The organism is Blastococcus aggregatus (assembly GCF_900221005.1).
In the GTDB taxonomy this organism is placed as follows: Bacteria; Actinomycetota; Actinomycetes; order Mycobacteriales; family Geodermatophilaceae; genus Blastococcus; species Blastococcus aggregatus.
Map to the genome: position 1 here is coordinate 375,864 of NZ_OBQI01000003.1, position 25,800 is coordinate 401,663.

26 protein-coding genes and 2 pseudogenes are annotated in these 25,800 nt (G+C 75.5%); 17 read left to right on the forward strand and 11 right to left on the reverse strand.

Going from position 1 to position 25,800, the window contains the following annotated elements:
• The first annotated feature begins 26 nt into the window (after positions 1–26).
• Positions 27–719, forward strand: coding sequence for an NRDE family protein (locus CRP29_RS11620; RefSeq protein ID WP_097195198.1), 693 nt, complete (start codon positions 27–29; stop codon positions 717–719).
• 9 nt (positions 720–728) lie between these two features.
• On the opposite strand, the gene CRP29_RS11625 is transcribed toward CRP29_RS11620, so the two are convergent.
• The gene (locus CRP29_RS11625; protein WP_141437112.1) at positions 729–3,032 is read right to left on the reverse strand and encodes a lysylphosphatidylglycerol synthase transmembrane domain-containing protein; all 2,304 of its coding nucleotides are present in this window, start codon (positions 3,030–3,032) and stop codon (positions 729–731) included.
• A 163-nt stretch (positions 3,033–3,195) separates the two neighbouring features.
• On the opposite strand from CRP29_RS11625, the gene CRP29_RS22735 reads away from it, so the two are divergent.
• From CRP29_RS22735 to CRP29_RS11645, 6 genes are all read left to right on the forward strand, one after another.
• Positions 3,196–3,366: a hypothetical protein gene (locus tag CRP29_RS22735; protein WP_176522932.1), complete on the forward strand. Its 171-nt coding sequence runs from the start codon at positions 3,196–3,198 to the stop codon at positions 3,364–3,366.
• 73 nt (positions 3,367–3,439) lie between these two features.
• Positions 3,440–4,645 carry an MFS transporter gene (locus CRP29_RS11630; RefSeq protein ID WP_097195200.1) on the forward strand — a complete coding sequence of 402 codons (1,206 nt, stop codon included), beginning with the start codon at positions 3,440–3,442 and terminating at the stop codon, positions 4,643–4,645.
• 74 nt (positions 4,646–4,719) lie between these two features.
• On the forward strand, positions 4,720–5,925 hold the full coding sequence (locus tag CRP29_RS11635; RefSeq protein WP_097195201.1) for a PucR family transcriptional regulator: 1,206 nt from the start codon (positions 4,720–4,722) through the stop codon (positions 5,923–5,925).
• A gap of 136 nt (positions 5,926–6,061) precedes the next feature.
• Positions 6,062–6,232, forward strand: coding sequence for a hypothetical protein (locus CRP29_RS22740; protein ID WP_176522933.1), 171 nt, complete (start codon positions 6,062–6,064; stop codon positions 6,230–6,232).
• 29 nt (positions 6,233–6,261) lie between these two features.
• The gene (locus CRP29_RS11640) at positions 6,262–6,450 is read left to right on the forward strand and encodes an RGCVC family protein (protein WP_141437113.1); all 189 of its coding nucleotides are present in this window, start codon (positions 6,262–6,264) and stop codon (positions 6,448–6,450) included.
• A 41-nt stretch (positions 6,451–6,491) separates the two neighbouring features.
• Positions 6,492–7,487, forward strand: a complete 996-nt coding sequence (locus tag CRP29_RS11645; RefSeq protein ID WP_097195203.1) for an MsnO8 family LLM class oxidoreductase — start codon at positions 6,492–6,494, stop codon at positions 7,485–7,487.
• Here CRP29_RS11645 and CRP29_RS11650 read toward each other — a convergent pair.
• Both CRP29_RS11650 and CRP29_RS11655 read right to left on the reverse strand, forming a co-directional pair.
• Positions 7,474–8,733, reverse strand: a complete 1,260-nt coding sequence (locus tag CRP29_RS11650; protein ID WP_097195204.1) for an MFS transporter — start codon at positions 8,731–8,733, stop codon at positions 7,474–7,476. The two genes, CRP29_RS11645 and CRP29_RS11650, sit on opposite strands and share 14 nt — an antisense overlap.
• A gap of 83 nt (positions 8,734–8,816) precedes the next feature.
• Complete coding sequence (locus tag CRP29_RS11655; RefSeq protein WP_097195205.1) at positions 8,817–9,170, reverse strand: nuclear transport factor 2 family protein; 354 nt, start codon at positions 9,168–9,170, stop codon at positions 8,817–8,819.
• A 79-nt stretch (positions 9,171–9,249) separates the two neighbouring features.
• On the opposite strand from CRP29_RS11655, the gene CRP29_RS11660 reads away from it, so the two are divergent.
• From CRP29_RS11660 to CRP29_RS11670, 4 genes and pseudogenes are all read left to right on the forward strand, one after another.
• Positions 9,250–10,047: a MerR family transcriptional regulator gene (locus CRP29_RS11660; RefSeq protein WP_097195206.1), complete on the forward strand. Its 798-nt coding sequence runs from the start codon at positions 9,250–9,252 to the stop codon at positions 10,045–10,047.
• 26 nt (positions 10,048–10,073) lie between these two features.
• Positions 10,074–10,241, forward strand: a pseudogene (locus CRP29_RS23265) (TRIC cation channel family protein); the annotation flags it as partial.
• Positions 10,242–10,416: 175 nt separating this feature from the next.
• Positions 10,417–10,710 (forward strand): trimeric intracellular cation channel family protein, encoded by a 294-nt coding sequence (locus CRP29_RS23270; protein ID WP_245852779.1) that lies wholly within the window; start codon positions 10,417–10,419, stop codon positions 10,708–10,710.
• Positions 10,711–10,857: 147 nt separating this feature from the next.
• Positions 10,858–11,904 carry a porin PorA family protein gene (locus CRP29_RS11670; RefSeq protein ID WP_176522934.1) on the forward strand — a complete coding sequence of 349 codons (1,047 nt, stop codon included), beginning with the start codon at positions 10,858–10,860 and terminating at the stop codon, positions 11,902–11,904.
• An 88-nt stretch (positions 11,905–11,992) separates the two neighbouring features.
• Here CRP29_RS11670 and CRP29_RS11675 read toward each other — a convergent pair whose 3' ends face one another.
• The 4 genes from CRP29_RS11675 to CRP29_RS11690 form a co-directional block, all read right to left on the reverse strand.
• Positions 11,993–13,108, reverse strand: coding sequence for an acyl-CoA dehydrogenase family protein (locus tag CRP29_RS11675; RefSeq protein ID WP_097195208.1), 1,116 nt, complete (start codon positions 13,106–13,108; stop codon positions 11,993–11,995).
• Complete coding sequence (locus CRP29_RS11680; RefSeq protein ID WP_097195209.1) at positions 13,105–14,304, reverse strand: acyl-CoA dehydrogenase family protein; 1,200 nt, start codon at positions 14,302–14,304, stop codon at positions 13,105–13,107. Before CRP29_RS11680 ends, CRP29_RS11675 begins: the two co-directional genes overlap by 4 nt.
• Positions 14,305–14,350: 46 nt before the next feature.
• Positions 14,351–15,853: an AMP-binding protein gene (locus CRP29_RS11685; RefSeq protein ID WP_097195210.1), complete on the reverse strand. Its 1,503-nt coding sequence runs from the start codon at positions 15,851–15,853 to the stop codon at positions 14,351–14,353.
• Positions 15,854–15,987: 134 nt separating this feature from the next.
• Positions 15,988–16,272, reverse strand: a complete 285-nt coding sequence (locus CRP29_RS11690) for a hypothetical protein (protein ID WP_097195211.1) — start codon at positions 16,270–16,272, stop codon at positions 15,988–15,990.
• Positions 16,273–16,482: 210 nt separating this feature from the next.
• Here CRP29_RS11690 and CRP29_RS11695 point away from each other — a divergent pair, with 210 nt between their 5' ends.
• On the forward strand, positions 16,483–17,298 hold the full coding sequence (locus CRP29_RS11695; RefSeq protein ID WP_097195212.1) for an SPFH domain-containing protein: 816 nt from the start codon (positions 16,483–16,485) through the stop codon (positions 17,296–17,298).
• On the opposite strand, the pseudogene CRP29_RS23560 reads toward CRP29_RS11695, so the two are convergent.
• Together CRP29_RS23560 and CRP29_RS11710 are read right to left on the reverse strand one after the other, a co-directional pair.
• A pseudogene (locus CRP29_RS23560) lies at positions 17,276–17,800 on the reverse strand (UGSC family (seleno)protein). The gene CRP29_RS11695 and the pseudogene CRP29_RS23560 overlap by 23 nt on opposite strands.
• Positions 17,797–19,194, reverse strand: a complete 1,398-nt coding sequence (locus CRP29_RS11710; protein ID WP_097195539.1) for a thioredoxin family protein — start codon at positions 19,192–19,194, stop codon at positions 17,797–17,799. Before CRP29_RS11710 ends, CRP29_RS23560 begins: the two are co-directional and overlap by 4 nt.
• A 105-nt stretch (positions 19,195–19,299) precedes the next feature.
• On the opposite strand from CRP29_RS11710, the gene CRP29_RS11715 reads away from it, so the two are divergent.
• The 3 genes from CRP29_RS11715 to CRP29_RS11725 all read left to right on the forward strand — a co-directional run bounded on the left by CRP29_RS11715 (position 19,300) and on the right by CRP29_RS11725 (position 21,457).
• Entirely contained in the window at positions 19,300–19,554 is a 255-nt protein-coding gene (locus CRP29_RS11715; protein WP_097195215.1) for a hypothetical protein, read from the forward strand.
• A gap of 146 nt (positions 19,555–19,700) precedes the next feature.
• Complete coding sequence (locus CRP29_RS11720) at positions 19,701–20,939, forward strand: HNH endonuclease signature motif containing protein (protein WP_097195216.1); 1,239 nt, start codon at positions 19,701–19,703, stop codon at positions 20,937–20,939.
• A gap of 86 nt (positions 20,940–21,025) precedes the next feature.
• Positions 21,026–21,457, forward strand: coding sequence for a nitroreductase/quinone reductase family protein (locus CRP29_RS11725; protein WP_097195217.1), 432 nt, complete (start codon positions 21,026–21,028; stop codon positions 21,455–21,457).
• Positions 21,458–21,523: 66 nt separating this feature from the next.
• On the opposite strand, the gene CRP29_RS22745 is transcribed toward CRP29_RS11725, so the two are convergent.
• Together CRP29_RS22745 and CRP29_RS11735 are read right to left on the reverse strand one after the other, a co-directional pair.
• Positions 21,524–22,147: a hypothetical protein gene (locus tag CRP29_RS22745; RefSeq protein WP_176522935.1), complete on the reverse strand. Its 624-nt coding sequence runs from the start codon at positions 22,145–22,147 to the stop codon at positions 21,524–21,526.
• Positions 22,148–22,266: 119 nt separating this feature from the next.
• Positions 22,267–23,496, reverse strand: a complete 1,230-nt coding sequence (locus CRP29_RS11735; RefSeq protein ID WP_097195218.1) for a saccharopine dehydrogenase family protein — start codon at positions 23,494–23,496, stop codon at positions 22,267–22,269.
• A gap of 83 nt (positions 23,497–23,579) precedes the next feature.
• On the opposite strand from CRP29_RS11735, the gene CRP29_RS11740 reads away from it, so the two are divergent.
• Together CRP29_RS11740 and CRP29_RS11745 are read left to right on the forward strand one after the other, a co-directional pair.
• On the forward strand, positions 23,580–25,109 hold the full coding sequence (locus CRP29_RS11740; RefSeq protein WP_097195540.1) for an ATP-dependent DNA ligase: 1,530 nt from the start codon (positions 23,580–23,582) through the stop codon (positions 25,107–25,109).
• Positions 25,110–25,358: 249 nt separating this feature from the next.
• A complete protein-coding gene (locus CRP29_RS11745) occupies positions 25,359–25,796 on the forward strand; it encodes a hypothetical protein (RefSeq protein WP_097195219.1) in 438 nt (145 codons plus the stop codon).
• Positions 25,797–25,800: the final 4 nt, after the last annotated feature.

Below are 25,800 nucleotides of genomic sequence, written 5' to 3' on the forward strand. Positions count from 1 at the left end.
CGGCGGGCGGCACGAAGGATGGGGGCATGTGCACGGTGGTGGTGCGACGGTCGGACGCCGGACCGACGGAGATCCTCGCCGTCCGCGACGAGGTGGTCGGCCGGGAGTTCGACTCCCCCGGCCGGTGGTGGCCCGAGCTCCCCGACGTGGTCGGCGGCCGCGACCGTCTCGCGGGCGGGACGTGGTGCGCCACCGACGTGGGCACCGGCGTCACCGCCCTCGTCCTCAACCGGTACCACGAGCGGCCGGCCGCCCAGGGCGCCCCGAGCAGGGGCGTCCTGCCGCTGCTCGCCGCCGTCCACGGGGACGACTGGACCTCGCACGTGCGGCTCGCGGGGATGGCCGGCTTCCTGCTCGTGCTGGCCGCGCCCGGCCGGCTGACCAGCTGGGAGCACGACGGCGAGGAGTTGCTGCGGGCCGAGCACGGCGAGGGCACGCACGTCTTCACCTCCGGCGGGCCGGAGGACCGCAAGGGCGAGCTCTGGCGCGAGCCGTTCGCGCAGGCCCCCTTCCCCGGTCGCTGGCGCGAGCTGGTGCAGGAGCAGCAGCCCGCCGAGGACCCGGCGGCCCTCGTCGTCCGGCGGGAGCGGGAGGGCCGGGTCTACGGCACGGTGTTCGCCGAGACGCTCGACGCCCGGCCCGGCCGGCTGGACCTGGCGTACAGCCGGCAGCCCTGGACCCGGGACTGGGAGACCGCTGTCTTCGACGCCGCCGGGTGACTCGTCCGGTCAGATGTACCGGCGGCGCTGCAGCTGCACGAAGGCGACCCAGCCGACGGGTGCCGGCAGCCAGAAGGTGACGGCCCGGAAGGCCAGCACCGCGGCCAGGGCCCCGGCCACCGGGACGCCGGTCGCGGTCAGGCCACCGATCAGCGCCGCCTCCACCGCCCCGAGGCCACCGGGGGTGGGCGCGACCGAACCCACCGCCGAGGACACCAGGTAGACCCCGATCACGGTGGGCAGCGCGAGGGAGACGTCGAAGGCCCGGAGGGAGGCGTCCAGGGCCAGCACGTAGCCCGCGTTCTGCAGCAGGATGCCGCCGAGCGCGGTCGCCAGCCGCCGCGGCTCGGTCGCCACCGCGAGCAGCTGCGGCAGCGACTGGCGGAGCAGCGGCTCGAGGCGGCTGTGCAGCAGCCGCCGCACCGGCGCGATCGCGGCGAGCAGCCCGACGACGGCGACCGCCGCGAGCAGCACCAGCAGCACGTCCCCGCTGGGCACCAGGGACAGCCGCGAGGTCGACACCCCGCTCGCCCACCCGACGACGAGCAGCAGCAGGACCGTGGAGGCGACGGTGGCCACCTGGCTCACCGCGACGCTGGCCGCGGCAGCGCTCACCGTGAGGCCGGCGCGCTGCAGGAAGCGGATGTTGAGCCCCACGTGGCCGACCGTCGGTGGCGTCACGAGGGTCAGCCACGCCGAGGAGACCTGCACCAGCGTCGTGCGGGCCAGCGAGAGGGCGACCGGCACGAACGGGATGAGCGCGAGGGCCGCGCCCAGGTAGGTGAGCGCGGAGCCGCCCAGGGCGACCAGCAGCCACGGCGCGTGCGCCCGCCCCAGCTCGTCGACGATGCTCACCTGGGACAGCTGCGAGGCCAGCAGGAAGGCCGCGACCGTCGAGGCGCCGACGGTGACGATCACCCGCAGCGAGAAGCGCTCGAGGCGGGGGGCAGCGGCCACCGTCCCGTCCGGGCCGGCCAGGGCCCGCCGCAGCTCGGCGAGGAGCTCGGTGCCGCGCACGGCCCGCCGGACGGACGCCGGCAGGGCGACCGGCTGCAGGAGCGCGGGCACGCGGGGGGGCATCGGGCCCGGGGCGCGGGCCGCCCGGAGCGCCGCGACGGCCGCCTCGGACCCGACGACGGTCGCGCCGCCGACGAGCAGGGCGACGGTGTCGAGGTCGCGCTGGAGCTCCCCGGCGGCCGGCTGCGCTGCCCGCAGGTCGCGGAACCCGGCCGCACCGTCCGGGCCGAGCAGCACGCTGTCCGGTGTCAGCGCACCGTGGGCCAGCCCGACGGCGTGCAGCCGGCGCAGCGCCGTGAACGCCGCGGCCAGACCGGCCTCGGCGGCGTCGCCCGCCTCGGTCAGCGGGGTGCCGGGCAGTGGCCGCTCGACCAGCACCAGGGCGGGGCCGACGGCCAGCAGCGCGAGCACCGCGGGAACCGGCACGCCGGCCGCGCCGGCCAGGGCCGCGCTGGACGCCTCGCGCTCCAGGTCGCCGCGCTGGCTCAGCGAGGGCCGGCCGACCACCGCGGCGCGGAAGCGGAGCATGCGCCCGGCCCGGCGCACCAGCGGCAGCCCCCGGCCGTCGGGGTCGACGACGGTGACGCCCACCGGGCCGCAGGCATCGGTCCCGGTCAGGCGGACCAGGCCCGCGTGCTGGTCCACGACCTCCAGGTCACCGACCACCACCCCGGCCCGGGCGAGCTCCGCGCGGAGGACGTCGTCGACCGGGCGGGCCGGGGTGACGCCCGCCGCCAGGCGCACGGCCAGCCCGGCGACGGCCCCCAGCAGGACCGCCGCGACCGTCCCCTGGAGGGTGAGGTTGCCCAGCGCCACCCCGCAGACCAGCGCGGCCAGCACCACCCACCGGCTCGGCGCCCGCCACCGCCGGCGCCGCTGGAGGTCCGCGCCGACCAGGAAGGCGATCGTGGCCACCACCGGGACCAGCGCGGCGTCGTCGCGCGGGCCGGTCAGCACGTCGGCCACCACGCCGCCGGCGCCGTCGCCCACCCGCTCCCCGATCGCACCGAGGAGCAGGCCGAGCAGACCGGCCGCGAGCGCCTGCAGCAGCGCCGCGCGGCGGTGCCGGGCGGCGTCGACCGCCACGGTGCCCAGCACACCCAGCATCGCCAGCGAGGCCACCACCGAGGCGAGGGAGAACAGCGTGAGGAGCGGGTCGCGCACCACCGTGGGCACGGTGCGGTCCACCGTGTCGACGGCGTCGGGCGTGGTGAGGGTGAGCAGGACGATCAGGCCCAGCCCGGCCGCGGCCGTGAGCAGCTGGACGACGTCGTTCGGCCGCCGTACCCGGGCCACGGAACGCACCGCCGCGTTCTCGCTCCCCCCGCCCACCGCGTGATCATCCCCGAGCCGGGCGCCAGCGTCTGCCACCGGGATGTGGAGTCCCCCCGTTCGGGCGGTGCCGCCCGCCTCCGCTGGCAGCGCTGCGCCGGGGATGCGCCGCTGGTTGACTGGCCGCATGGTCTCACCGCTGCCGGAACCGGGTCGGGAGATCGACCCCGACCAGCCGATCCCCGACGACCCCTCCGAGCTGCTGCCCGACGCGCCCGAGGAGCTCCCGCCGCCCCCGATCGAGGCGACGCCGGACGACCCCGGCGGCGACCCGGGCGGGGTGCCCGAGCCCGCCTGAGCCGGGAGCTGCCGGCCACCCGCCCCTGACCGGGGGCGGGGTCCGCGGGCACGGCGTGCCAGGATCGACGGTCGTGCGGTTCGGAGGACGGGGGGATCTCCCCCGGGAGGTCGGCGTCCTCGCGATCATCGCCTTCGTCGTGGCGCTCGGCTTCGGCATCGTCGCCCCGGCCATCCCGCTGTTCGCCCGCGACTTCGGCGTCGGCCGGACGGCGGTCGGCCTGGCCGTCAGCGCGTTCGCCTTCTTCCGGTTCGTCTCGGCGTTCGGCGGCGGCTCGCTGGTCGAGCGGTTCGGCGAGCGGCTGGTGCTCACCGCGGGCCTGCTGATCGTCGCCGTCACCACCGGCGCGGCCGGGCTCGCCGGCTCCTTCCCCGTCTTCCTGGCGCTGCGGGCGGCCGGTGGCGTGGGCAGCGCGATGTTCACCGTCGCCGCGCTCTCGCTGCTCTTCCGGGTGGCGCCGCCGACGCACCGCGGCCGGGCCGCGGCCACCTGGCAGGGCGGCTTCATCCTCGGCGGCATCGCCGGCCCGGCCGCGGGCGGCCTGCTCGCCGAGCTCTCGCCGCGGCTGCCGTTCTTCCTCTACGCCGGGTTCCTGCTGGTGGCCGGCGCGGTCGGCATGGTGCTGCTGCGCAACGTCCCCGAGGCGTCGACGGCAGCGCCCCCGGCCGGTGTGGACCTCGACGCGGGCCCGGTCGGCCTGCGCTCCGCATTGCGGTCGCGCGCCTACATCGCGGCGCTGGTCGCCAACCTCGGCGTCGGCTGGGTGCTGTTCGGCGTCCGCAACTCCCTCGTCCCGCTGTACGTCACCGAGGAGCTCGACCGCACCGTCGCCTGGGCAGGCGCCGGCCTGCTGGCGGGGTCGCTGGCGCAGGCGATCGCGCTGCTGCGGTCGGGGCGGCTGGTCGACGAGTGGGGCCGGCGCCCGTCGCTGCTGCTCGGCTCCACCCTGGCCACCACGTCGATGCTGGTGCTGGTCGCGCCGCCGCAGCTGGGGCTGTTCCTGCTGTCCATGGCGGTGTTCGGGCTGGCCGCCGCCCTGCTCGCCAGCGCCCCGGCCGCGCTGGTGGCCGACGTCAGCCCGGCGCGCGGCGGGCGCGTGGTGGCGGTGTTCCAGATGTCGGCCGACCTGGGCGCGATCACCGGGCCGCTGGTCGCCGGCTGGCTGACCGACGTCGCCTCGTTCCAGTGGGCGTTCGCGGTGAGCGCCCTGGTCCTGGCCGCCGGGCTGGTCGCGACGCTCGCCCTGCCCCGGACGGAGCGGAGCGGCCGCCCCGCTTGACGCTGCCGACGTCCGGCAAGGATGGTCGGTGCGGACGGCCGGCTCCGACGGGCCGGACGCCGCGAGGAGGAACCGTGCCCCCAGCTCGCCCGCCCGGGCGCTCCCCCGGCGACGACGGCTGGCTCGAGGCCGTCGGGGCCGCGGCCGCGTCGGCCACGCGCGCTCCGCTGGACCTGATCGGCGACTACCTGCCGATCCTCGCCGACGCGGCGGTGGACGGGCGCCGGCCGGAGGCGTGGGAGCTCGAGGCGGTGCGCGAGCTCGGCCGGCGGGCGGCGGCGCAGGGCGTCGGCGCGCGCCGGGCCGTGGACCTCTACCTGTCCGCGGCGTGGCGGCTGTGGCGGGCCCTGCCCCTGGACGAGCGGTCCAGCGACCCGGAGAAGGTGCGCCGCTCCGCCGAGGCCGTGCTGCGCAGCCTCGACGACGCCGTCGGTGCGCTCGTCGCCGGGCACCAGGCGGAACGGCGGGACCAGGTGCGGCACGAGGAGGCGCAGCGGCGTGAGTTCGTCGACGACCTCCTGCGGGGCGACGCCGACGTCGCCCAGATGGTGCAGCGCGCCGAGCCGTTCGGCCTGGACCTGGGCAGGTCCCACCGGGTGGCTCTGGCCGCGCTCCGGGACGCCGACGACGGCCTCGGCCGGTCGGCGATCCTGCTCGAGCGCGCCGTCGTCGACCGGTTCGGCGACCGGGACGTCCTCGTCGCGACCAAGGACGGCCGCGTGGTCGTCGTCGTCCCGCACCGTCCGCCGGCGACTCCGTCCGGCGAGCCGGAGCTGGGGGCGCTGCTGCGGGAGGAGCTGCTCCGGCTGGAGCCGGCGCGGGGTTGGCGGGTCGCGGCGGGACGCACGTTCCCCGGCGCCTACGGCGTGGCCCGCTCGTACGAGGAGGCCCGCGAGGCGTTGCAGTTCGCCGAGCGGCTGGATCCGGACGCCGACGTCGTCGACTCCCGGGACCTGCTCGTCTACCGCGTGCTCGGGCGGGACCAGGCGGCCATCACCGACCTCGTGCGCGACGTGCTCGGCCCGCTCGACGCCGTCCGCGGTGGGCCCGAGCCGCTGCTCCGGACGCTGTACGAGTACGTCGGCGCGGGCGACGTCGCGACCGAGGCGGCCCGCCGGCTGCACGTGTCGGTCCGGACCGTCACCTACCGGCTCGCCCGCATCCGGCAGCTGACCGGCTACGGGGTGGGGCAGCCATCGGAGCGCTTCGCCCTGCATGCCGCGGTGCTGGGCGCCCGCCTGCTGGACTGGCCGGCGCAGCCGCTGCCGTCGGAGACCTGATCCCGGTACCGCTCCGCACCTGCTTGCCGGGCCCCGGCAACATCGCCCGGGGCGAGATGGCCGGTAGCGCCCCTGGGAACGGGGGGCTCGGGGAGCCACGCTGGGGACACGCTCCACCAGCCGAAGGAGAACCGCCGTGTCCCTCGCTCTCTCGCCTCCCGCAGTCCGGCCGGCCCCGCGCAGCGCCGTCGCGCAGACCCGGCGCTCCCAGCCGGTTCCGACGCGGTCGCAGCTCCCGGTGACCGACGTCGTCGAGGACTGGGGACTGGCCTCCTTCCCGGCCAGCGATCCCCCGTCCAACTGGTGACCGCCGTCCCCCGCCCGAAGGAGCTCGCCATGCCCACCTCCGTAGCCACCGCCGACCGGCCCGAACTCCGGGTCGATCCCGTCCCGGCCCCCGCTCCCGCATCCGGCTGCGGCGCCTGCGGCCACCCCGAGGCCGGCCACGACGCGGTCGGTCTGCGCTGGTGCCGGGCGACCGTCGACTCCGCGCTCGACCGCGCCTGCGTCTGCCAGGTCGGCTGACCGCTCGGAACAGCGCCCGCCCGCCGGGTGCTGGACCGGGCGTGCTGCCCTCCGAACCCCGCTTGTCCCTGCTGGACCGGTCCCGCACCCGGGACGGCGAGGCCGACGCGGACGCGCTGCGCGGAACCCTCGCCCGGGCGCGGGACGCCGAGCGGCTGGGCTACGACCGGTTCTGGGTCGCCGAGCACCACGGCGTCCCCGGCGTCGCCGGCGCGGCACCCGCCGTGCTGCTGGCCGCGCTCGCCGGCGCGACGTCGGCTCTCCGGCTCGGGTCGGCCGGCGTCATGCTGCCGCACCACCAGCCGCTCGTCGTCGCCGAGCAGTTCGCCACCCTGACCGCGTTCGCCCCCGGCCGGATCGACCTGGGGCTGGGCCGCTCCCCCGGCTTCACCCCGCCGGTCCGCCGCGCGCTGCGGGAGACCGAGCGGGACTTCGCCGCCGACCTCGCCGAGCTGCGCGCCTTCCTCACCGGCTCCGCGGAGATCACCGCGCACCCGCGGCCCGTCGGCGACGTCCCGATGCACGTGCTGGCCACCGGATCGGGGCTGCAGGTGGCGGCCGCGCTCGGCCTGCCGGTCATCGTCGGCGGCCCGATCCTGGGCGTCGCCGGCGATCCGGGGCCCGGGCTGGCGGCGCTGGCCGGCTACCGGCGCGAGTTCCGGCCGTCCGAGCAGCAGCCGGAGCCGCGGATCTCGGTCAGCCTCGACGTGCTGGTCGCCGACACCGCCGAGGAGGCCGCGGACCTGATGCTGCCCGAGGCCTGGGCGATGGCCCGGTCGCGCACGCAGGGCGCCTTCCCACCACTGGAACCCGTCGCCGCGGTCCGCGCCGCCTCCCGCACCCCGCGGCAGCAGCAGTACCTCGAGCAGACCGCCGCGGCCGCGGTCGCCGGCACCGCCGCGCAGGTGGAGAGCCGGCTGGCCGAGCTGCTCGACCGCGCCGGCGCGGCCGAGCTGGTCGCCAGCAGCAGCACCTTCGACCGGGACGCGCTCGCCGCCTCCGACGCCGCGCTGGCCGCGGTGTTCAGCCCCCGGTGACCGCGTTCCGCTCCTCGGCGAGCCGCCGGTGGTGGTCGCGGACCATGGCGCGGGTGGCGTAGGTCGAGTACTTCGGCACCCAGCGGGCCAGGCCGGCCGCGCCCAGGAGCCCCACCCCGCCCATCACCGCGATGCCCACCCCGAGGGTGGCGACCGTCGCGATCGCCGCCGGCACGACCGGGCCCAGCGAGGTGCCCACGTCGTTGATCAGCCGGAACACCGCCAGGAAGGAGCGTCGGTCGGTCTCCGGCGAGGTGTCCGCGCCGAGGGTCATGACGATGCCGGAGCCGATCCCGTTGCCGAAGGCCATCACCATGGCGATCGCGGTCAGGCTCACCGCGCTGTCCGACAGCGGCAGGGCCAGGGTGCCGAGCCCCAGGATCACCATGCAGGGGACGGCGATCCACAGCCGGCCGAGCTTGTCCATCACGTGGCCGGAGGGATAGAAGAGCGCCATGTCCACGAAGTTGGCGATGCCGAAGATCAGGCTGGTGGTGGTCGCGTCCAGCCCGATGTGCTCGGCCCACAGCGGGATCACCGCGACCCGGGCCGCCCGGATCGCCCCGATGGACGCGACCGCGATGCCGAGGGTCAGGAACAGCCGCCGGTTCCGGCGGAACATCTCCCGGACGCCGACGGGACCGTGGCCGGCGGCGCCGGTCCGGGCGGCCGAGCCGGTGGCCTCCACCGGTGCGAGGAGCAGGATCACCGCCGCCACCAGGGACGCCACCACCGCGACGGCGAAGGCCGAGCGCGTCCCCCAGATCGAGATGACCCCTGCCCCGACGAACGGGCCGATGAACAGCCCGATGCGGAAGACGCCGCCGAGCGTCGACATCGCCCGGGCCCGGTGGTGGACGGCGACGACGTCGGCGACGTAGGACTGCCGGGCCAGGTGCATGGTCGCGCCGCAGGCGCCCAGGACGAGCAGCGCGACGGCCAGGGCGGCGACGGAGTCGGTCACCAGGACCGAGAGCATCGCCACCGCCGAGGCGAGCATCGCCACGAGCATCGCGCCCTTCTCGCCCACCCGGTTGGCCAGCCAGGCGGCGGGGATGTCGCCCAGGATGGTGCCGATGCCGATCGCGGCGAGCATCAGGCCGGCCACCGTCGTCGAGGCGCCGGCGTCCAGGGCGACGAGGGCGATCACCGGCATGACCGCGCCGTGGCCGATCTCGTAGACCAGCATCGGCAGCATCACCGACGGCCCGATCTGCTTGACGACGGTGCTCAGGGTCGAACTCATCTGCCGTGGTCCCTCGTCCCGCTCGGTGCCGTCCGCACCAAGCATCGGACACCGGCGGGCCGGGTTCCCCGGCAGGGCACGGGTCAGGGCGCGATGACCAGCTCCGCGATCAGGCCGCCGGCGGTCGTGAAGCGGTACCGCAGGTCCGCGATGCCGCCCGGGAAGTCGCCCTCGAGGTGGTTCACCGCGATCCAGCGCTCGCCGTCGATCCGCTCCGCGCCGGTCAGCTCGGTCGTGTACGTGAACTCCGATCCGGCGTCCCGGAGGAAGCCGCGGATCTCCTCCGTGCCGCGGTAGGTGTGCCCCTCGTCGACGACGACGGCGTCCGCGCGGAAGCTGCGCAGCGCGGTGTCGACGTCACCGGCGAGGTGCGCCGCGAGGTACTCGCGGACGGCGGCGGGGAGGTCGGTGGGCGAGATGGTCGAGGGCTGCGTCATGGCGTCGACCGTGCCCCCTCCCCCCGCGGGAGGGTCAAGCGGTGGACCCTCCCGCAGGGAGAGGGTGCAGAGTGCGCGGGTGCTCTCGATCGGCGAGTTCTCCCGCCTGACGCACCTCAGCGTGCGCACGCTGCGCCGCTACCACGACACCGGGCTGCTCGAGCCGGCCGCGGTGGACCCCTCCAGCGGCTACCGCTCCTACGACGCCGGCCAGATCCCGACGGCGCAGGTGATCCACCGGCTGCGCGAGCTCGACGTCCCGCTGGCCGACGTCGCGCGCATCCTGGGCACACCGGACCCGAGCACCCGCGCAGCGCTGGTCGCCGAGCACCTCGAACGGCTGGAGTCGCAGCTGGAGCGGACCCGTGCCGCGGTGGTCTCGCTGCGCCGCCTGCTCCGGCCCGACCCGGCCGGTCCGGCCGTCGAGCTGCGCACCGAGCCGGCGCGCACCGTGGCCGCGATCGAGGACGACGTCGCGCTCGACGACGTCCTCGACTGGTACTCCGGCGCCATGGCCGAACTCGACGCCGTCGTACCCGCGCCCTCCGGCGTCCCCGGCGGGCTGTACGACGACGCGCTGTTCGAGACCGGCCGGGGCTCCGTGCTCGTGCACCTCCCGACGGCCGAGCCGCCGCGCAGCGGGCGGGTGCGCCCGGTGACGTTGCCGGCCGCCGAGCTGGCCGTCACCGTCCACGCCGGTGCGCACGACGACATCGACGTCACCTACGGCGAGCTCGGCGCGTGGGTGGCCCGGCGCCTGCTCGCGGTGGCCGGACCGGTCCGCGAGACCTACCTCGTGGGCCCCCGCGACACCGGCGACCCGACGGCCTGGCGCACCGAGATCGGCTGGCCGGTCTTCGCCGTCACCGCGACCTGAGTACCGGGCGGGATACGTTCCCGGCCATGGCTACGACGGCGTTGCTGGTGCTCGACCTCGTCGGCACCTTCGCCTTCGCGCTCAACGGCGCGCTCACGGCGTTGCGGGCCACCCGGCTGGACATCGTCGGCGTGATCACCCTCGGCATGATCACCGCGCTGGGCGGCGGGACGATCCGCGACGTCTTCCTCGACGCGCTCCCGCCGGCCACCTTCCTCGACTGGCGGTACCTCGCCGTGGCCGCCGCCGGGGGGGCTGATCGCCTTCCTCACCGGGCACTACCTGGAGCGGATCAACGGGACGATCAACCTGCTGGACGCCGCCGGGCTGAGCCTGTTCGCCGTCACCGGCGCGCTCAAGGCGGTCGACCTGGGCTTCGGCCCCGCGCAGGCGGTCATCGTCGGCGCGATCACCGGGGTCGGCGGCGGCACGCTGCGCGACGTGCTGATCCGTCAGGTGCCCTCGGTGCTCAGCAGCGGCCTGTACGCGGTGCCGGCGCTCGTCGGGGCGACGGTGGTGGTGCTGGCCGACGTGCTCGACGCCCGCGGACCGGTCGCCGCGATCGGGGCGGCCGCGGTCTGCTTCGCCATCCGGATGCTGGGCGTGCACTTCGACGTCGACGCGCCCTTCCCTCCGGGTGAGCGGCGCCGCCGGCCGGAGTGACCCGGCGGATGGTTGCCCGGATGCATGGTGGTCGACGTCACGGCGTCCCTGTCCCCGGCCCGGCGGCGCATCACCCGGACGCAGGTCACAGTCGAGTGCGACACAGACTCGTCGGGTTTGCACCCTTTCCCCCCGGAGCCATCACACGTGAGATCGACCCGCTCGTCCGTCATCCTGGCCGCCGTCGGCGTGCTGCTGATCGTCGCCGCCGCGATCGTCCGCTTCGTCGTCGTCCCCTCGGCCACCCACCTGCCGAAGGACCTCGACGTCACCCTCGAGTTCGAGGGCACCTACAACGGGATCAACCCCGCCGTCCTCTCGGGCGGAGCGACCGAGGTGATGGCCGAGGACGTCCCGATCGTGGCCACCCGCAACGTCTCCGCCGGGGACGTCGACGGCGACAGCGAGATCGTCGAGCGCACCGACGAGCGCACCGTCGGCGCCGGCGAGCCGGCGATCACCGAGGTCCGCTTCAACGTGAACCGGGAGACCGCCGAGGCCGGACCGGCCCCGGCCGGCGCCGAGGACGTGACCGACGCCGAGGGCCTGGTGTTCACCCTGCCCTTCGGCCCCTCCACCGCCGACGGCACTTACGAGTACTGGGACCAGTACACGTTGCAGTCCGCCCCGGTGACCTTCGAGGGCGAGGAGACGTTCGGCGGCCGTGCCGTCTACCGGTACGAGTCGGTCTCCGAGGGCGAGCTGGCCGACCCGGCCGCGCTGAACCTGCCGATGTCGCTGCCCAAGGAGACCCTCGCCGCACTCGCCCCCGGCCTCGACGGCCTGGTCTCGCCGGAGCTCCTCGCCGCGCTGCCCGCGGTGCTGCCCTCGCTCCCGGCCGAGATCCCGATCGCCTGGACGTCGCGCACGACCACCTTCGTCGACGCCGACCAGCAGCTGGGCGCCACCATCGCCGGCGGCAGCACGCAGGAGGTCACCGGCTCGCTGGACCTCGGCGTGACGACGGTCGACGTGCCGTTCGCGACCATCGCGATCTACTCCACGGACGACTCGATCGACGACCGCGGCGACGAGGTCGCCGACCAGGCGCAGCTGCTCAACCTGGTCGGCACGATCCTGCCGATCGTGCTCCTGGTGCTCGGCATCCTGCTGCTGGCGGCGGCACTGCTCCTCGCCCGCCGCGCGGCCGCACGGACCGCGACGCCGGTGGAGTCGGGCGCGCACTCCGCCTGACGCACCCGGGCATGGGAAGCGATACCTGCGTTTTCACCGTGAATCCGCATGTATCGCTTCCCATGCCTGATGGCGCGGGAAGTTCCGGTCAGGCGACTGGCAGGTCCACCAGCTCGGCCAGGCGCGCGCGGTGCGCGGCCGGCGTGCCGAACGCGATCTGGTCGGCCTTGGCCCGCTTGAGGTAGAGGTGGGCCGGGTGCTCCCACGTCATGCCGATCCCGCCGTGCAGCTGGACGGCCTCCTCGGCCGCCTTCACCGCGACGTCGGAGACGAACGACTGCGCCACGGCCGTGGAGACGACGCTGTCCGCGTCCCCTGCCGCGGTCGTCGCGGCGGCGTGGCGGGCCGCCGCGCCGGCGGACTCCACGGCCGCGTAGAGGTCGGCGAGCCGGTGCTTGATCGCCTGGTAACCGCCGACCACGCGACCGAACTGCCGGCGGTCCTTGAGGTAGGCGATCGTGGTGGTGAGGCACCACTGCGCGACGCCGTACTGCTCGGAGGCGAGCAGCGCCGCGCCGACCTCGAGGCCGGAACGCACGGCGTCCCCGCCGGCGGAGGCGCCGAGCAGTTCCTGCCCTGCGGCCGCCTCGAGGGTGACGTCGGCGAGCTGGCGGGTCATGTCCAGGGAGACGACCGGCTCGACGCGGGCGTCGTCGGCCCGCACGGCGTGCACCGCCGTCCCCTGCGCGGTCCGGACCGGCACGAGCAGGACGTCGGCCTCGAGGGCGCCCGCGACGCTGCGCGCGCTGCCGCTGATGCGGCCCTCGCCGTCGACGGTGAACCCGGGCGCCTCCTCCCCCGGCCCCGCCGACAGCGGCAGCACCAGCGCCGCGGTCCGCTCGCCGGCGGCCAGGCCGGCCAGCAGCTCGTCGGCCGGTCCGCCCGGCTCGGCCGCCAGCAGCACCGTCGTGGCGACGACGCTGCTGGTCAGGAACGGCACCGGGGCGACCGACCGGCCCAGCTCCTCGAGCACCACGGCCGCCTCGCGCGCCGAGGCGCCGGCGCCGCCGCGCTCCTCGGGGATCAGCAGCCCGGCCAGGCCGAGGTCGCCGGCGATCGCGCGCCAGAGCGGGTCGACCACCGACCGGTCGCCGTCGTAGACCGCCGCCACGGTCGCCGGCTCGCTGCGGGCGGCGACCAGGTCGCGGACGCTGCTGCGCAGGTCGTCCTCGACGTCGGTGTAGAGCAGGTTGAGGTCGCTCATCGGGGCAGGTCCTTCCAGGCGATGCCGGTGTCCACGCGCGGTTCGGAGGGCAGGCCGAGCACGCGCTCGGAGATGACGTTGCGCAGGATCTCCGAGGTGCCGCCCTCGATGGAGTTGCCCTTGGCGCGCAGGTAGCGGTACGTGGCGTCGCGGCCGGTGAAGTCGACGTGCTGCGGGCGCTTCATGGTCCAGTCCGAGGCGCGCAGGCCCTCGTCGCCGAGCAGCTCCAGCTCCATCCCGCTCGCCTCCTGGGCGATGCGGGCGAAGGTCAGCTTCATCGCCGAACCCTCGGGGCCGGGCTCGCCCGCGGCGAGCTTCTGCCGCAGCCGCTGGCCGGTGACCCGGGCGACCTCGGCGTCGACCCAGAGCCGCATGAGCTTGTCGTGCTGGCCGGCGCCGCGGCGCTCGGGGTGCTCGCGCCAGGTCTTCGACAGCACGCCGACCATGCCGCTCTCGCGACCGCCACCGCCGCCGCCGATGGCGACGCGCTCGTTGTTGAGCGTGGCCGTGGCGACCTTCCAGCCCTGGCCCTCGTCGCCGAGCCGCTGGCTGTCCGGGATGTGCACGTCGGTCAGGAAGACCTCGTTGAACTCGGCCTCGCCGGTGATCTGCCGCAGCGGGCGGACGTCGACGCCCGGCGCGTCCATGTTGCAGAGGAAGTAGCTGAGGCCGGCGTGCTTGGAGACCTCGGGGTTGGTGCGGGCGACCAGGATCGCCATCTGCGCCTTGTGCGCGCTCGACGTCCACACCTTCTGGCCGTTGACCACCCAGTCGCCGCCCTCACGGACGGCGCGGGTGCTGACTGCGGCCAGGTCGGAGCCGGCACCGGGCTCGCTGAACAGCTGGCACCAGATCTGCTCACCGGTCCACAGCGGGCGCAGGAACTTCTTCTTCTGCTCCTCGGTGCCGAACGCGAGGATCGTCGGAGCGGCCATGCCCAGGCCGATGCCGTTGCCGCGCGGGTTGTTGTCCGGTGCGCCCGCCTTGGCGAGCTGGACCTCCACCTGCGTCTGGAACGAGCGGGGCAGGCCGAGCCCGCCGTGGCCGACGGGGAAGTTCACCCAGGCCAGGCCGGCGTCGTACCGGGCGCGGAGGAACTCCAGCCGGTCCGTGGTGGTGTGGTCGTGGGCCGCGAGGAAGTCGGTGACCCGCTGGCGCAGGTCCTCCTCCACGGCTCGTGGGTCGGTCGTGGTCATGGCGGGACTCCAGTCGTCTCGGAGGTGCGGGTCGGGGCGGGCGCCGCTACTGCTGGGCGGGCACCCGGTCGGCCAGGAGCTGGGAACGCCGGACCTTGCCGGCCTCGTCGCGCAGCGGTTCGGTCACGAGCTCGAACGTGCGCGGCTGCTTGTAGCGGACCAGCCGGTCGGCGAGGTGCCGGCGGAGGTCGTCGAGGTCGATCGCGTCGAGGCCGGGCGCCGGCTGCACGATCGCGTGCACGACCTGGCCCAGGTCGTCGTCCGGCAACCCGATGACGGCGCTGGAGGCGACCTGCGGGTGCTCGTCGAGCGCGGCCTCGACCTCGGCCGGGTACACGTTCGAGCCCCCGACCAGGATCATGTCGGTGCGCCGGTCGGCGAGGTACAGGTAGCCCTCCTCGTCCAGCCAGCCGATGTCGCCGAGGGACTCCCAGTCGCCGCGGGTGCGCGCCTCGGCACCGACGTAGCGGTACGAGGCCGCCTGGCCCTCCCCGCGCCGCATGAACACCTCGCCGACCGTGCCCGCGGGCAACTGCTCGCCGTCCGGTCCGAGGATGGTGATCTCGCCGTAGAGCACCTTGCCGACCGAGCCGCGGTGCTCGAGCCACTCGGTGCCGCTGATGATCGTGCCGGCCTGCGCCTCGGTGCCGGCGTAGAGCTCCATGAGCACCTCGCCGCCGACCCAGTCGATCCAGACCTCCTTGAGCCACGGCGGGCACGGTGCGGCCAGATGCCAGACGGTCTCGAGGGAGGAGAGGTCGTAGCGGGCGCGGACCTCGTCGGGCAGCCGCCAGATCCGGCTCATCATGGCCGGGACGAGGTACAGCCAGGTGGCCCGGTGCTGCTCGACCTGCCGCAGGACGCCCTCGGCGTCGAACCGCGGCATGAGCACCAGCGTGGAGCCGCCGAGCAATCCGCCCATGGCGCTGGTGAACGGGCCGTTGTGGTACAGCGGGCCGGGCATCAGCAGCGTGCCGCCGGGCCGGTGCTTCCACACCGCGCCGCCCAACGGGTCGACGACGCCGGCCTGCCCGGAGACGATCAGCTTGGGCCGGCCGGTGCTGCCACCCGAGGCGGGCGCCTTGTAGGCCGGCGAGATGACGACCGGCAGCGGGCCGTCGTCCTCGCTCTCGGCGAGCAACTGGTCGACGTCGACGATCGGGCGGTCCAGCGCCAGCTCGCCGCGGGCGATGACCAGGGGTGGGTTCGCCAGCTCGACGATGCCCTGCAGCTCCAGCGGCGGCATCGCCGCCGACACCGGCTGCGGCACGGCGCCGACCTTCCAGCAGGCGACGCAGGCCTCGACGAACTCGACGCTGTTCGGGAGGCCGATGGTGACCAGGTCCCCGAGGACGACGCCGCGGGCGAGCAGCGCCCGGGCCAGCCGGTTCGTGCGGCGGTCCAGCTCGGTCCAGCTGCGCGTGGTGCCCTCGCAGGCGACCGCCGGGGCGTCGCCGTACTGCTCGGCCAACTGGGCCACCCGGAGGCCGATCGGCACCGGTTCCGGTGGCGTCTCGACACCGCCCGCGGCCTGCGCGGTCTCGGTCATCGACTGCCTCCCCGGGACGTGCGGCCGGATGCGGCATCACCGCCGACCGTGAGCGGGCCCACATCGCCCGCTTGGTTTCGGACTGTAACGCAGGCCTCACCCCGTCCCGCGGACCGAGCGGTCCGGTGCCCGGGCTACCGCGGAGGGCGGGCGCCGAACAGCCCGACGCCCGCGTCCGGTCCGTCGTCGGCGGGCCGGGCAGGTGCGGCCGGCGCGAGGTCGAACCGGTTGCGCGACCGACCGTGGAGCCAGGCCTCCCACTCGGGTGACCGGCGCCGGGTGGCGGTCGCCAGGGCGCCGATCACGAGGAAGGCGACGCCGACGACGAGGACGGCGAGCAGCGCGACGACGATGCCCTGCCAGCCGGCCAGCGGTGGAACGGTCGGGCTCCCGGGAGCGGCAGTGGCGAGGGTGTGCATGGGACGAGGGTGCGGCCCTGGGCGGACGGGCGGGGGGCCGGGCGGCGGCAGCCTCACCCCCGCGGGCTAGGCGGCTCCCGAGCCGCCCGCGCGCCCCGTGGGTGAGAATTTGCCCCGTCCGGGTGGTTTACCCACGGTCACCGGGCAGCTACCAGGAGGTGCTCCTAGCGTCGATGTCGGAACGGGCACACCGGGGGAAGCGGGGCAGGGATGAGCATCGAACTGGACGTCGAGCCGCCGACAGCTGTCGACGTCGTCGAGCAGCGGTCCGGGAAGCCGGCCGGGCGCACCCACCCGAACGTCTCCGGGGACCTGCCGACCGTGCTGGCCGCCGCGCCGATGTTCCGGCGCGCCGTCGCCGGCTACGACCGGTTCCAGGTGGAGTCCTACGTCCAGTGGGCCGAGGACGAGCTCGCCACCGCCGACCGCGAGCGCGAGCGCCTGCTCACCCGCCAGCTCGAGACCGTCTCCGCCCTGGAGGAGGCGCGCGAGCTGCTGTCGCACTCCGTCGGAGGCGGAGAGTTCCTCCGCGTCTCGCGGCGGATCGGCGCCCTGCTGGCCGCCGCCGCCGACGAGGCCGAGGCCCTGCGCGGCGAGGCCGCGGCCGAGCGCGCCGCGGCCGAGGAGGAGCGCCGGGCCGCCACCGCCGAGGCCTCGCGCCTGCTGGCCGAGGCCCGGCGACGGGCCGCCGCGACCGAGACCCTCGCGGACCGGTCGCTCGCCGCGGCACGCACCGAGGCGGCCGCCATGATCGAGCAGGCGCAGGCCATCGTCGCCACGGCCCAGCAGGACGCCGCGCGCCTCCGGGCCGCGGGCGAGGAGCGCCTCGCGGCCGCGCACGAGCAGGAGCTCCGGGCCGCCGCCGAGGCCGACCGGATCCGGGCGCAGGCCACCGAGGAGGCGGCCGGCGCCCGGCTGCAGGCGCGCGGCGAGATCCTCCGCATGCTGGCTGCAGGCAGGGAGCAGCGCCGGCGGGCGGACACGGAGGCCGCGGCGGCTCGGCTCAGCTCCCCGGCTGCGCGGTGACCGCCGCGACCACCGCGGCGTAGGCACCCTCGGCCGCGGTCCTCATCTCGTCGTCGGTCCGGTCCTGGACCGGGTGCGGTACCAGGACGAACGGGGCGGGGAACCCGAGGGCCGCGCTCTGCATCCGGGCGGCGTCGGCGAACACCTCGCTGGCGAGGAAGACCCCCACCACACCACGGCGCTCCAGGTCGGCGATGTCATGCACACTGCACGACGTGCACGAGCCCTAATCGGCGAGCGCCTCGATGACCACCTCGCACTGCTCGCCGATCTCGTGCCGCAGGTCGACCGGAGCGGTCCGCGTGAACGTCGGCTTGCGGTAGCGCCGCACCACCGCGCCGTCGGCGGTGAGCAGCTCCTCCAGCCGGTCGAGGAAGACGTCGCCGCGGGGCTTGCTGATGTCGAGCAGGCCGACGGTGCGGCCGCGCAGCGAGGCCGGGCGCGGGAGCAGTTCCCGCTCCGTCGTCCGCTGCTCGCCGGTCGGGTCCAGGACGGTTCTCATGTGCGCACCTCTCTGGTCACCGGGGCGCTCCCGGTGTCCCCGGACACCCAGCCGCCCACGATGGCGCTGAACAGGCCGGCGTCGCCGCCGGCGTGCACCACCAGCAGGCCGCCGGGGCGGAACTTGGGCAGTTCGATCCCCGCCAGCCGCTCGGGGATCCCCTCGGCCATGCCGTCGGCGCCGCGCAGCAGCTCGTCGGACGGCAGGGTCAGCAGCGTGCCGAGCTCCGCGACCAGCCGGGCACGGTCCCAGCCCGCCTCGCGGAACACCCGGCCGTGCTCCGGGGAGACGACCAGCACCGCGTCGAAGGCCATGGGCAGCTTCGGGTGCCCGTTGACGCGGAGGCAGGCGGCGAAGGTCCGGGCCAGCGACTCGGGCGTGCGGCTGAGCTGGTCGACGACGGGCTGCACACCCGAGCCGGCGAAGAGGGTGACGGCGTCACCGGGCACGCCGCGGTCGGCCGCCAGTGGGGCGAACGGGCTGCCTTCCTCCCGTTCGGCGAAGCAGAAGGTGAGCTTGCCGGGGTTGCCCAGCGTCGCGCGGTCGATCTCGCCGGGGCGGCCACCACCGACGTTGCGGACGACGAGTTGCAGCGCCCGGCCGATCGTGGCGTTGGCCCGGTTGCCCTGGCCGAGCGCGTTGACGCCGCTGTTCATGCCGATCCGGCGCGCGATCGGGCCGTTCACCACGATCATCGGGCCGGAGAAGTACGTCGTCGCCAGGAGGCCGTGCAGGGCGAACTCCTCGGTGCAGGCCGCCTCCAGGGCGGCCAGGACGACCGGCAGGTGCTCCGGCAGGCAGCCGGCCATCACCGCGTTGACGGCGACCTTCTCGACGGTGCACTCGACCAGGTCGGGTGGCACGATCGCGATGATCTCCTGCGGGTCGCGGGTCGTGCCGCGGAGCATGCGCAGCACCCGTTCCGGGGTCGGGGGGACGACGGGCAGGCCGTCGGTCCAGCCGCGGTCGAACATCGCCTCGTGCTCGTCCTCGAGCTCCGCGAGCTCCAGCCGCCGGCTGCTCAGCCCGCTGCCGCCGTAGCGCGCCTCCAGGGCGTCGATCCGGAACGGGTCGACCGACAGCGAGCCGCAGCCGGGGCGGTGCTCGGGCAGGTCCGCCCCGAGGCCGGTCCGGCCGGTCAGCTCCTCCCACTGCTCGCGGCTCCAGCCGACGACGCGGGCGGTCTCCTCGCCGCCCTCGACGCGTAGCAGCGTCGGGACGGTCTCGATGCCGAGCCGGTAGGAGAGCTCGAGCTCCAGGTCGTCGTGCTCGAACCAGTCCGCGTCGTCCTGACACCAGACGGCGACGCCCAGTTCCCGGAGCACCGGCTCGACGAGGACGCACGTGGGGCACTCGCGCTTCACCACGGCGACGAGACCGTCGGGGAGCTGCATGGCCGGACCGTAGCGCACGGTCGGGCGGTGCCGGCTCACCGCCAAGGGCGGCATCCTGTCGGGGTGATGCCCGCACCGGTCGACCCCCGAGACACGCGATGGGAAGTGGACACCCCGATCTACCGCGTCTACTTCTGGCACCGCCCGGCGGCTGAGCCCGGGTCCGACCAGGAGCGCATGGGGTGGCACTGCTCGGAGTGGCGCCTGACGGACGTGGCCGACGTCCACGAGGTACTCGCCTGGGCGAACGGTCCCGACGGGCGCGGTCGCGTGTTCGAGCTGTACGTCGAGGCATCGCACAGCGACGGTCTCGCGCTGCTCCGGCTGGCCGGCACCACCTCCGACGCCGCACGTCGTTAGCGCGCCCCTCCCGCGACGCCCGGCCGTGCACGCACATGGGTACGACAGGATTCGCACTCGGAGCGGGGGCGGACGCATGTTGTGGACAGCCTCCTGACCTGGGGAAACAGGTGGTCCGGGGCCGCCGACTGCAGTATTCTTCGTACATGTGTTCGAGTGGTTGTGAGACGCCGAGGGAGTGCCTGACCGGCGCTCTGCGTGCGCTCGCGGGTGAGGACCTGAAGTCCTCGTTCGGGCCGGCGGTGATCGCCCGCACCGGGGCGCTGGTGGTGGCCCGCAATCGGCTGGATGCCGAGGTCGCCCGCACCGTCCGCGAGGGTGAGGTGACCCAGGCCGCGGAGCACGACGGCAAGGCGACGATGGCCTCCTGGCTGCGCGGGCACCACCGGTTGTCGAAGGCTGAGGCGGGCCGGCTGGTGCGCAACGGCCGCACCCTGGAGCGGCTGCCGGTGCTGGCCGCCGCGGCCGCCGCCGGGGCGGTGAGCGCGGAGGCGGTGTCGGTGCTCGCGCCGGTGGTGTCGGAGGTCAACCTGGCCCGCGCCGAAGCGCAGGGCGTGGACATGGCAGCGATCGACGCGCTGCTGACCGAGGTCGCCACGTCCTCCTCGCACGCCGACCTGCGCCAGGCCGTCGGGCACTACCTGGCCCGGCTGGATCCCGACGGCACCGAACCCGACCCCACCGAGCAGCGGTCCCTGTCGTTCACCACGCACACCGACGGGACGGTGTCCTTCCACGGGACGCTGGATGCCGTGGGTGGGGAGAAGTTCCAGGCCGCGGTCGAGTCGATCCAGCAGGCCTCCCGCCCGGCCGGCGACACCCGCAGCCGGGCCCGGCAGGCCGGTGACGCGCTCGTGCAGCTCTGCGACAACGCCCTCGCCTCGGGCTCCCTGCCGATCCTGCGCGGGCACAAGCCGCACGTCGTGGTCACCATCGACCTCGACGACCTGATGGACACGACCACCGGTGCTGGTGCTGGCCGGACCGGGTTCGGGGGCATCATCTCCGCGGCCAAGGCCCGCTGGCTCGCGTGCGACGGGAACGTCACCCGCATCGTCATCGGCCCCGAAGGCCAGCCCCTCGACCTGGGGCAGACCAAGCGGCTGTTCCCGCCGCACCTGCGCCGAGCGGTCGAGGTGCGCGACCGGCACTGCGTGTTCGCCGGCTGCGATGCCCCGTCCTACTGGTGCGACGTCCACCACGTCATCCACTGGATCGACGGCGGGGACACCTGCCTGGACAACGCCGGCCTGCTCTGCGAGCTGCACCACACCAAGGTCCACCACGGCTTCCGCATAGAGCGACAACCCGACGGGCGATGGCGCACGTGGCGCCCCGACGGCACCGAGATCCTGATCGGCGAACCCTTCCTCGTCTCAGCCTGATCCGAGTTCCCGCTGACCGACCCGCCGTCCGGTGGGCCGGTCAGCGGCGTGCCCTTACGCGGACACCGATCTGGGAGGCTGGCGCCATGGCACTGGTCGGGACGTACGCGCCCAGCACCGTGCCGTGGGTGCGCGAGGAGGTCGAGCACCTCGAGCGCACCGGCCGGGGCCTCCGCGGGCGCGACGTCGTCCTGCTCACCACGGTGGGCGCCCGCAGCGGCCTGCTGCGCAAGACGCCGCTGATGCGGGTCACGCACGCCGGCGTCTACGCCGCGGTGGCCTCGACCCGAGGCGGCGCCCAGCACCCGCACTGGTACACCAACGCCCTCGCCCACCCCGAGGTCGAACTGCGCGACGGCGACCTCGTGCTCTCCCTCGTCGCCCGCGAGGCGACCGGCACCGAGCGCGCGCAGTGGTGGTCCCGCGCCTGCACCACGTTCCCGTCCTACGTGGAGTACCAGCGCCGGACGAACCGCCGGATCCCGCTGCTCCTGCTGGAACCGCCCGCCCCCGCCTGACACCTGGGACGTGCCGAGGGCCGGACCCGCGGTGCCGGGCCCGGCCCTCGCTCCCCTCCTCCCCCGTCAGTCGGCCGGGGTCTCCGCCGGCTCGTCCGCCGCGCTCCCCCGGTGCCCGCCCGGCCCGTGGCCCCCGAAGCCGGGCATCTCCTGCTCCACCCGCTCGGTGATCCGCTCCTCCAGGTCGGCGAGCCGCTCGTCGGCCTGCTCCTGGGTGATCCGGCCGTCCTCGACCGCGTCGGCGATGCGCTCCTGCCCGCCGGCCACGAGAGCGTCCACCAGCGTCCCGACCGGAACGCCCTGGTCCTCGGCGACGTCGGCCAGGGTGGTGCCGTCGGCCTCGAGGGCCGTGCGCAGCTCGTCCTCGCTCATGCCCAGCGCGGTCGCCGCGGCCTCCAGGCCGACGCCGCCGCGGCCACCACCGCCCCCCGGGCCGTCACCTCCCGGGCCGTGACCTCCCGGGCCGCCACCTCGCACGCCGATGCCCGCCTCGCTCAGGGTGCCCGCGACCTCGTCGGCCTGCTCCTGGGTGATCGACCCGTCGGAGACCAGACCCGACAGGGCGCCGGTGATCCGCTCGACCGCGGAGCCGGCAGGGCTCCCCTCGTCGGCGAGCGCCGGGACCGCGACCGCCAGTCCGGACAGCGTCAGTGCTCCTGCGGTTGCGGCGATGACCAGCTTCGTGCGCATGTCGGCTCCTCGTCCCAGCCGGCCAGTCCGGCTACGGACGCCAGCCTCCGAGGAGTTGCTGCGCCGGACCTGCCGCGAACCCGTGCATCACCTGGGAACGGGCATGCGGGCGGCGAGGCTCAGACGGGCGTCACCTCGTAGGTGTGCCCGGCGGCGCGGAGCCGCTCGACCAGGACGTCGCCCAGCGCGGACGCCGGGGTGAGCGACCCGGCGCGGTCGGGCAGCCGGTCGCCGTCGAGGGCGAGCGCCAGGGCAGCCTCCCCCAGCATCACCGCGGTCGCGGCGTACCCGGGGTCGCCCTTCCCGGAGGCGACGGCGGTGTAGCGGCGGCCGCTCTCGGTGGTGGCCTCAACGTCCATCCGGAACCAGCCCTTCTCCCGCACCTCTTCGCTGGGCCCGGTGCCCGGTGCGGGCAGGACCCGGTCGAGCAGGCCGCGGGTGGGCGAGAACGACATGGCGGCGAGCGTGGCGGCGAGGCCGGCGGTCACCCCGACGGCGCCCACCGCGGCGGCCGGTCCGCGCCCCACACCCATGACCTCGCCGTAGCTGAATTCCCGGCCGTAGGCCCAGTCCTGCAGGGCGTTGCTCCGCCGGACGATGCGGGTGTTGAACGACGCCATGACGAACGGAGCGGTCCAGCGTCCGTCCGGCAGCCGGGCCGGCAGGCCCGCGTCCTTGGGCTGGCGGGTGCTCGGCTCCGCGGCGCGGTCGGGGCTCAGCGCGTACGGGTGGCCGGCGACCTTCCGCAACGCCGGATCCTTCTCCATCGCCTCCACCTGGGCGCGCATCGAGTCGATCGTCCCGCCGCTGAAGCCGCCCTTGAGGGTGGCGACCAGCCGCACGTCGCGCAGCCCACCGGCACCGTCGGCGGCCGCGCGGGCGGCGAGCAGCAGCACGCTGAGGTCCGACGGGATCGAGTCGTAGCCACAGGCGTGCACGATGCGGGCGCCGGTGCGCCGGGCGACCTCGTCGACCTTGTCGATCGCGTCGCGGACGAACAGCACCTCACCGGTGAGGTCGGCGTAGTGCGTGCCGGCGGCGGCGCAGGCCTCGACCAGGGGCATCCCGTAGCGCGCGTAGGGCCCCACCGTGGTGACGACGACGCGGGTGCCGGCGGCGAGCGCGGCCATGGACGCGGGATCGGCGGCGTCGGCCTCGATCAGCGGCCACCCCGCGGCCGCGGCAGGCAGCGCGGCCCGCGCCTCCTCCAGCCGGGCCCGTGACCGGCCGGCCAGGGCGATGCGGGTGCCCGCGGGGGCGTGCTCGGCGAGGTAGGCCGCGAGCAGCCTCCCCACGAAGCCGGTCGCCCCGAAGACGACGAGGTCGGAGTCGCGTGCGCTGGCGGTCATGGACGCAATGCATACCGGGCCGGGTGCCGGGCGCGCACGCCGGCCGCTCCGCGATCGTCGGTACCGGCTGCCACCATGGCCCGGTGCTGCTCGCCGAGGTCGTCGAGGTCTCCGCCCGGGTCGCGGCCACGCGCTCACGGACGGCCAAGGCCGCCGCGATCGCGGACCTCCTCCGCCGGGCCGACGCCACCGAGGTCGAACCGGTCACCGCCTGGCTCTCCGGCGACACCGGGCAGGGCCGGCTCGGGGTCGGCTGGCGCACCCTCGCCGCGCGGACGGGCCCGGTCGCCGAGCAGCCCTCGCTGACCGTCGAGGCGGTGGTCGCCGCGCTCACCGAGCTGGCGACGACGTCCGGCGCGGGCTCGGCCGCCCGCCGCGACGCCGTCCTCACCGCGCTGCTCGCGGCCGCCACCGCCGAGGAGACGAGGTTCCTCGGCAGCCTGCTCACCGGCGAGCTGCGCCAGGGCGCACTGGAGGGGGTCGTGCTCGACGCCGTGGCGCTGGCCGCCGACGTCCCGGCCGCGACCGTGCGCCGCGCCTTCATGCTGTCGGGCCGGCTGCCGGGGACTGCCGCGGCCGCGCTGACCGGCGGCGCGGCCGCCCTCGAGACGGTGCGGCTGGAGGTCGGCCGCCCGGTGCGCCCGATGCTGGCCGCCCCCGGCTCGTCGCTGGACGCGGCGTTGACCGACCTCGGCGACGACGTCACGGTGGAGTTCAAGCTCGACGGCGCCCGCATCCAGGTGCACCGGGACGGCGACGTCGTCCGCGTCTGGACCCGCACGCTGCGTGAGATCACCGAGGGCGTCCCGGAGCTCGTGGCGCTGGCCCGCTCCCTCCCCTGCCGCAGCGCCGTGCTGGACGGCGAGACGCTCGCGCTGGACGACGACGGCCGGCCACGCGCGTTCCAGGACACGATGAGCCGCTTCGGCAGCGAGAGCGGGGACGAGGGCGTCCTGCTCAGCCCCTTCTTCTTCGACCTGCTGCACCTCGACGGCCGCGACCTGCTCGACGAACCGCTCGACGTGCGTCTCGACGCGCTGGCCGGACTGCTCGCCGGCGAGGCGCACGCCGCGCTGCGGATGCCCGGGATGCGGCGGCCGGATCCGGAGCAGGCGGCGCAGGTGCTGGACGACGCGCTCTCCGGCGGGCACGAGGGGGTCGTCGTCAAGGCGCTGGACGCGCCCTACGCCGCGGGCCGGCGGGGCAAGGCGTGGCAGAAGGTCAAGCCGGTGCACACGCTGGACCTCGTGGTGCTCGGCGCGGAGTGGGGCTACGGCCGGCGCACCGGCTCGCTGTCGAACATCCACCTCGGGGCCCGCGATCCCGACGGCGGCGAGCCGGTCATGGTCGGCAAGACGTTCAAGGGGATGACCGACGAGCTGCTGGCCTGGCAGACCCGCACCTTCCCCGACCTGGCGCGTGAGGACCCCGCGTGGGGCGTGCTGCTGCGCCCGGAGCTCGTCGTCGAGATCGCCGTCGACGGCGCCCAGCGGAGCACCCGGTACCCCGGCGGCGTCGCGCTGCGGTTCGCCCGGGTGCTCCGCTACCGCCCGGACAAGACGCCGGCCGAGGCCGACACCCTCGACGCGGTGCGCGCGCTGCTCGCGCCCTGAGCCGGACGGGCGGCTCGCCAGGCCGGCGGGCGCCTTGCACATCCACGGGGTTCCGAGGACAGTCCGCCTCAGGCCCTCTCCGCTGGTCATCCGCCGCGAGGCTCCAGCGCCGGTCGCGTTCCACCGGTCAGCACACCTGGCCGGCTCCCTGCACAGCGGGTCCGCCACCGGACGACGGCGACGCGCGGTGCAGCCACGCTGCCGCCCCCCACGAGGGGCCGCCGCTTCTTCCCGCGAGGAGCACCCCCCATGGAGTTCATGGCCATCGTCGAGCGACGCCCCCTCCACCGCTTCGTCTGCATCCCGGTGCTCGACGCGGGGGCCGCCCTCCCCGATCGCGAGGATCCGCAGGCGTTCGCCACGGACCTGGTCGCACGGACCCTCGGCGTGCCGGCCGCCGAGGTGCAGGTGTCGACGCAGCACGCCCTGCTGGGCCAGACCCTGGTGCCGACCACGACCGCGGACGTCGAGGTCCTGCACGACGACGGGTCGTGGCGCGCCGCCCAGCAGTCGGGCTGGCTCAAGCAGTGGCACGGCTCGTGGGCCCCGCTGGTGTCCTACAGGGCCGACGGCATCGCGTGGACGCGGGCGGTGCACACCTCCCGGATGCGCCGACCGCTGACCGGGGCACCCGCCATCCCGACGCCGCGCCGCCGGGCTGCGCCCGACCCCAAGCCCACCCTCTGACCGG

Excerpts from the sequence above, each read along its gene's own strand:
- CRP29_RS11735 (WP_097195218.1), bottom strand. The coding sequence starts at position 23,496 with ATGACCGCCAGCGCACGCGACTCCGACCTCGTCGTCTTCGGGGCGACC.
- CRP29_RS11650 (WP_097195204.1), bottom strand. The coding sequence starts at position 8,733 with ATGAGTTCGACCCTGAGCACCGTCGTCAAGCAGATCGGGCCGTCGGTG.
- CRP29_RS11675 (WP_097195208.1), bottom strand. The coding sequence starts at position 13,108 with ATGAGCGACCTCAACCTGCTCTACACCGACGTCGAGGACGACCTGCGC.
- CRP29_RS11655 (WP_097195205.1), bottom strand. The coding sequence starts at position 9,170 with ATGACGCAGCCCTCGACCATCTCGCCCACCGACCTCCCCGCCGCCGTC.
- CRP29_RS11685 (WP_097195210.1), bottom strand. The coding sequence starts at position 15,853 with ATGACCGAGACCGCGCAGGCCGCGGGCGGTGTCGAGACGCCACCGGAA.
- CRP29_RS11710 (WP_097195539.1), bottom strand. The coding sequence starts at position 19,194 with ATGCAGCTCCCCGACGGTCTCGTCGCCGTGGTGAAGCGCGAGTGCCCC.
- CRP29_RS22735 (WP_176522932.1), top strand. The coding sequence starts at position 3,196 with ATGGTCTCACCGCTGCCGGAACCGGGTCGGGAGATCGACCCCGACCAG.
- CRP29_RS11620 (WP_097195198.1), top strand. The coding sequence starts at position 27 with ATGTGCACGGTGGTGGTGCGACGGTCGGACGCCGGACCGACGGAGATC.
- CRP29_RS11720 (WP_097195216.1), top strand. The coding sequence starts at position 19,701 with ATGTGTTCGAGTGGTTGTGAGACGCCGAGGGAGTGCCTGACCGGCGCT.
- CRP29_RS11725 (WP_097195217.1), top strand. The coding sequence starts at position 21,026 with ATGGCACTGGTCGGGACGTACGCGCCCAGCACCGTGCCGTGGGTGCGC.
- CRP29_RS11680 (WP_097195209.1), bottom strand. The coding sequence starts at position 14,304 with ATGACCACGACCGACCCACGAGCCGTGGAGGAGGACCTGCGCCAGCGG.
- CRP29_RS11695 (WP_097195212.1), top strand. The coding sequence starts at position 16,483 with ATGAGCATCGAACTGGACGTCGAGCCGCCGACAGCTGTCGACGTCGTC.
- CRP29_RS22745 (WP_176522935.1), bottom strand. The coding sequence starts at position 22,147 with ATGCGCACGAAGCTGGTCATCGCCGCAACCGCAGGAGCACTGACGCTG.
- CRP29_RS11745 (WP_097195219.1), top strand. The coding sequence starts at position 25,359 with ATGGAGTTCATGGCCATCGTCGAGCGACGCCCCCTCCACCGCTTCGTC.
- CRP29_RS11640 (WP_141437113.1), top strand. The coding sequence starts at position 6,262 with ATGCCCACCTCCGTAGCCACCGCCGACCGGCCCGAACTCCGGGTCGAT.
- CRP29_RS11690 (WP_097195211.1), bottom strand. The coding sequence starts at position 16,272 with ATGCACACCCTCGCCACTGCCGCTCCCGGGAGCCCGACCGTTCCACCG.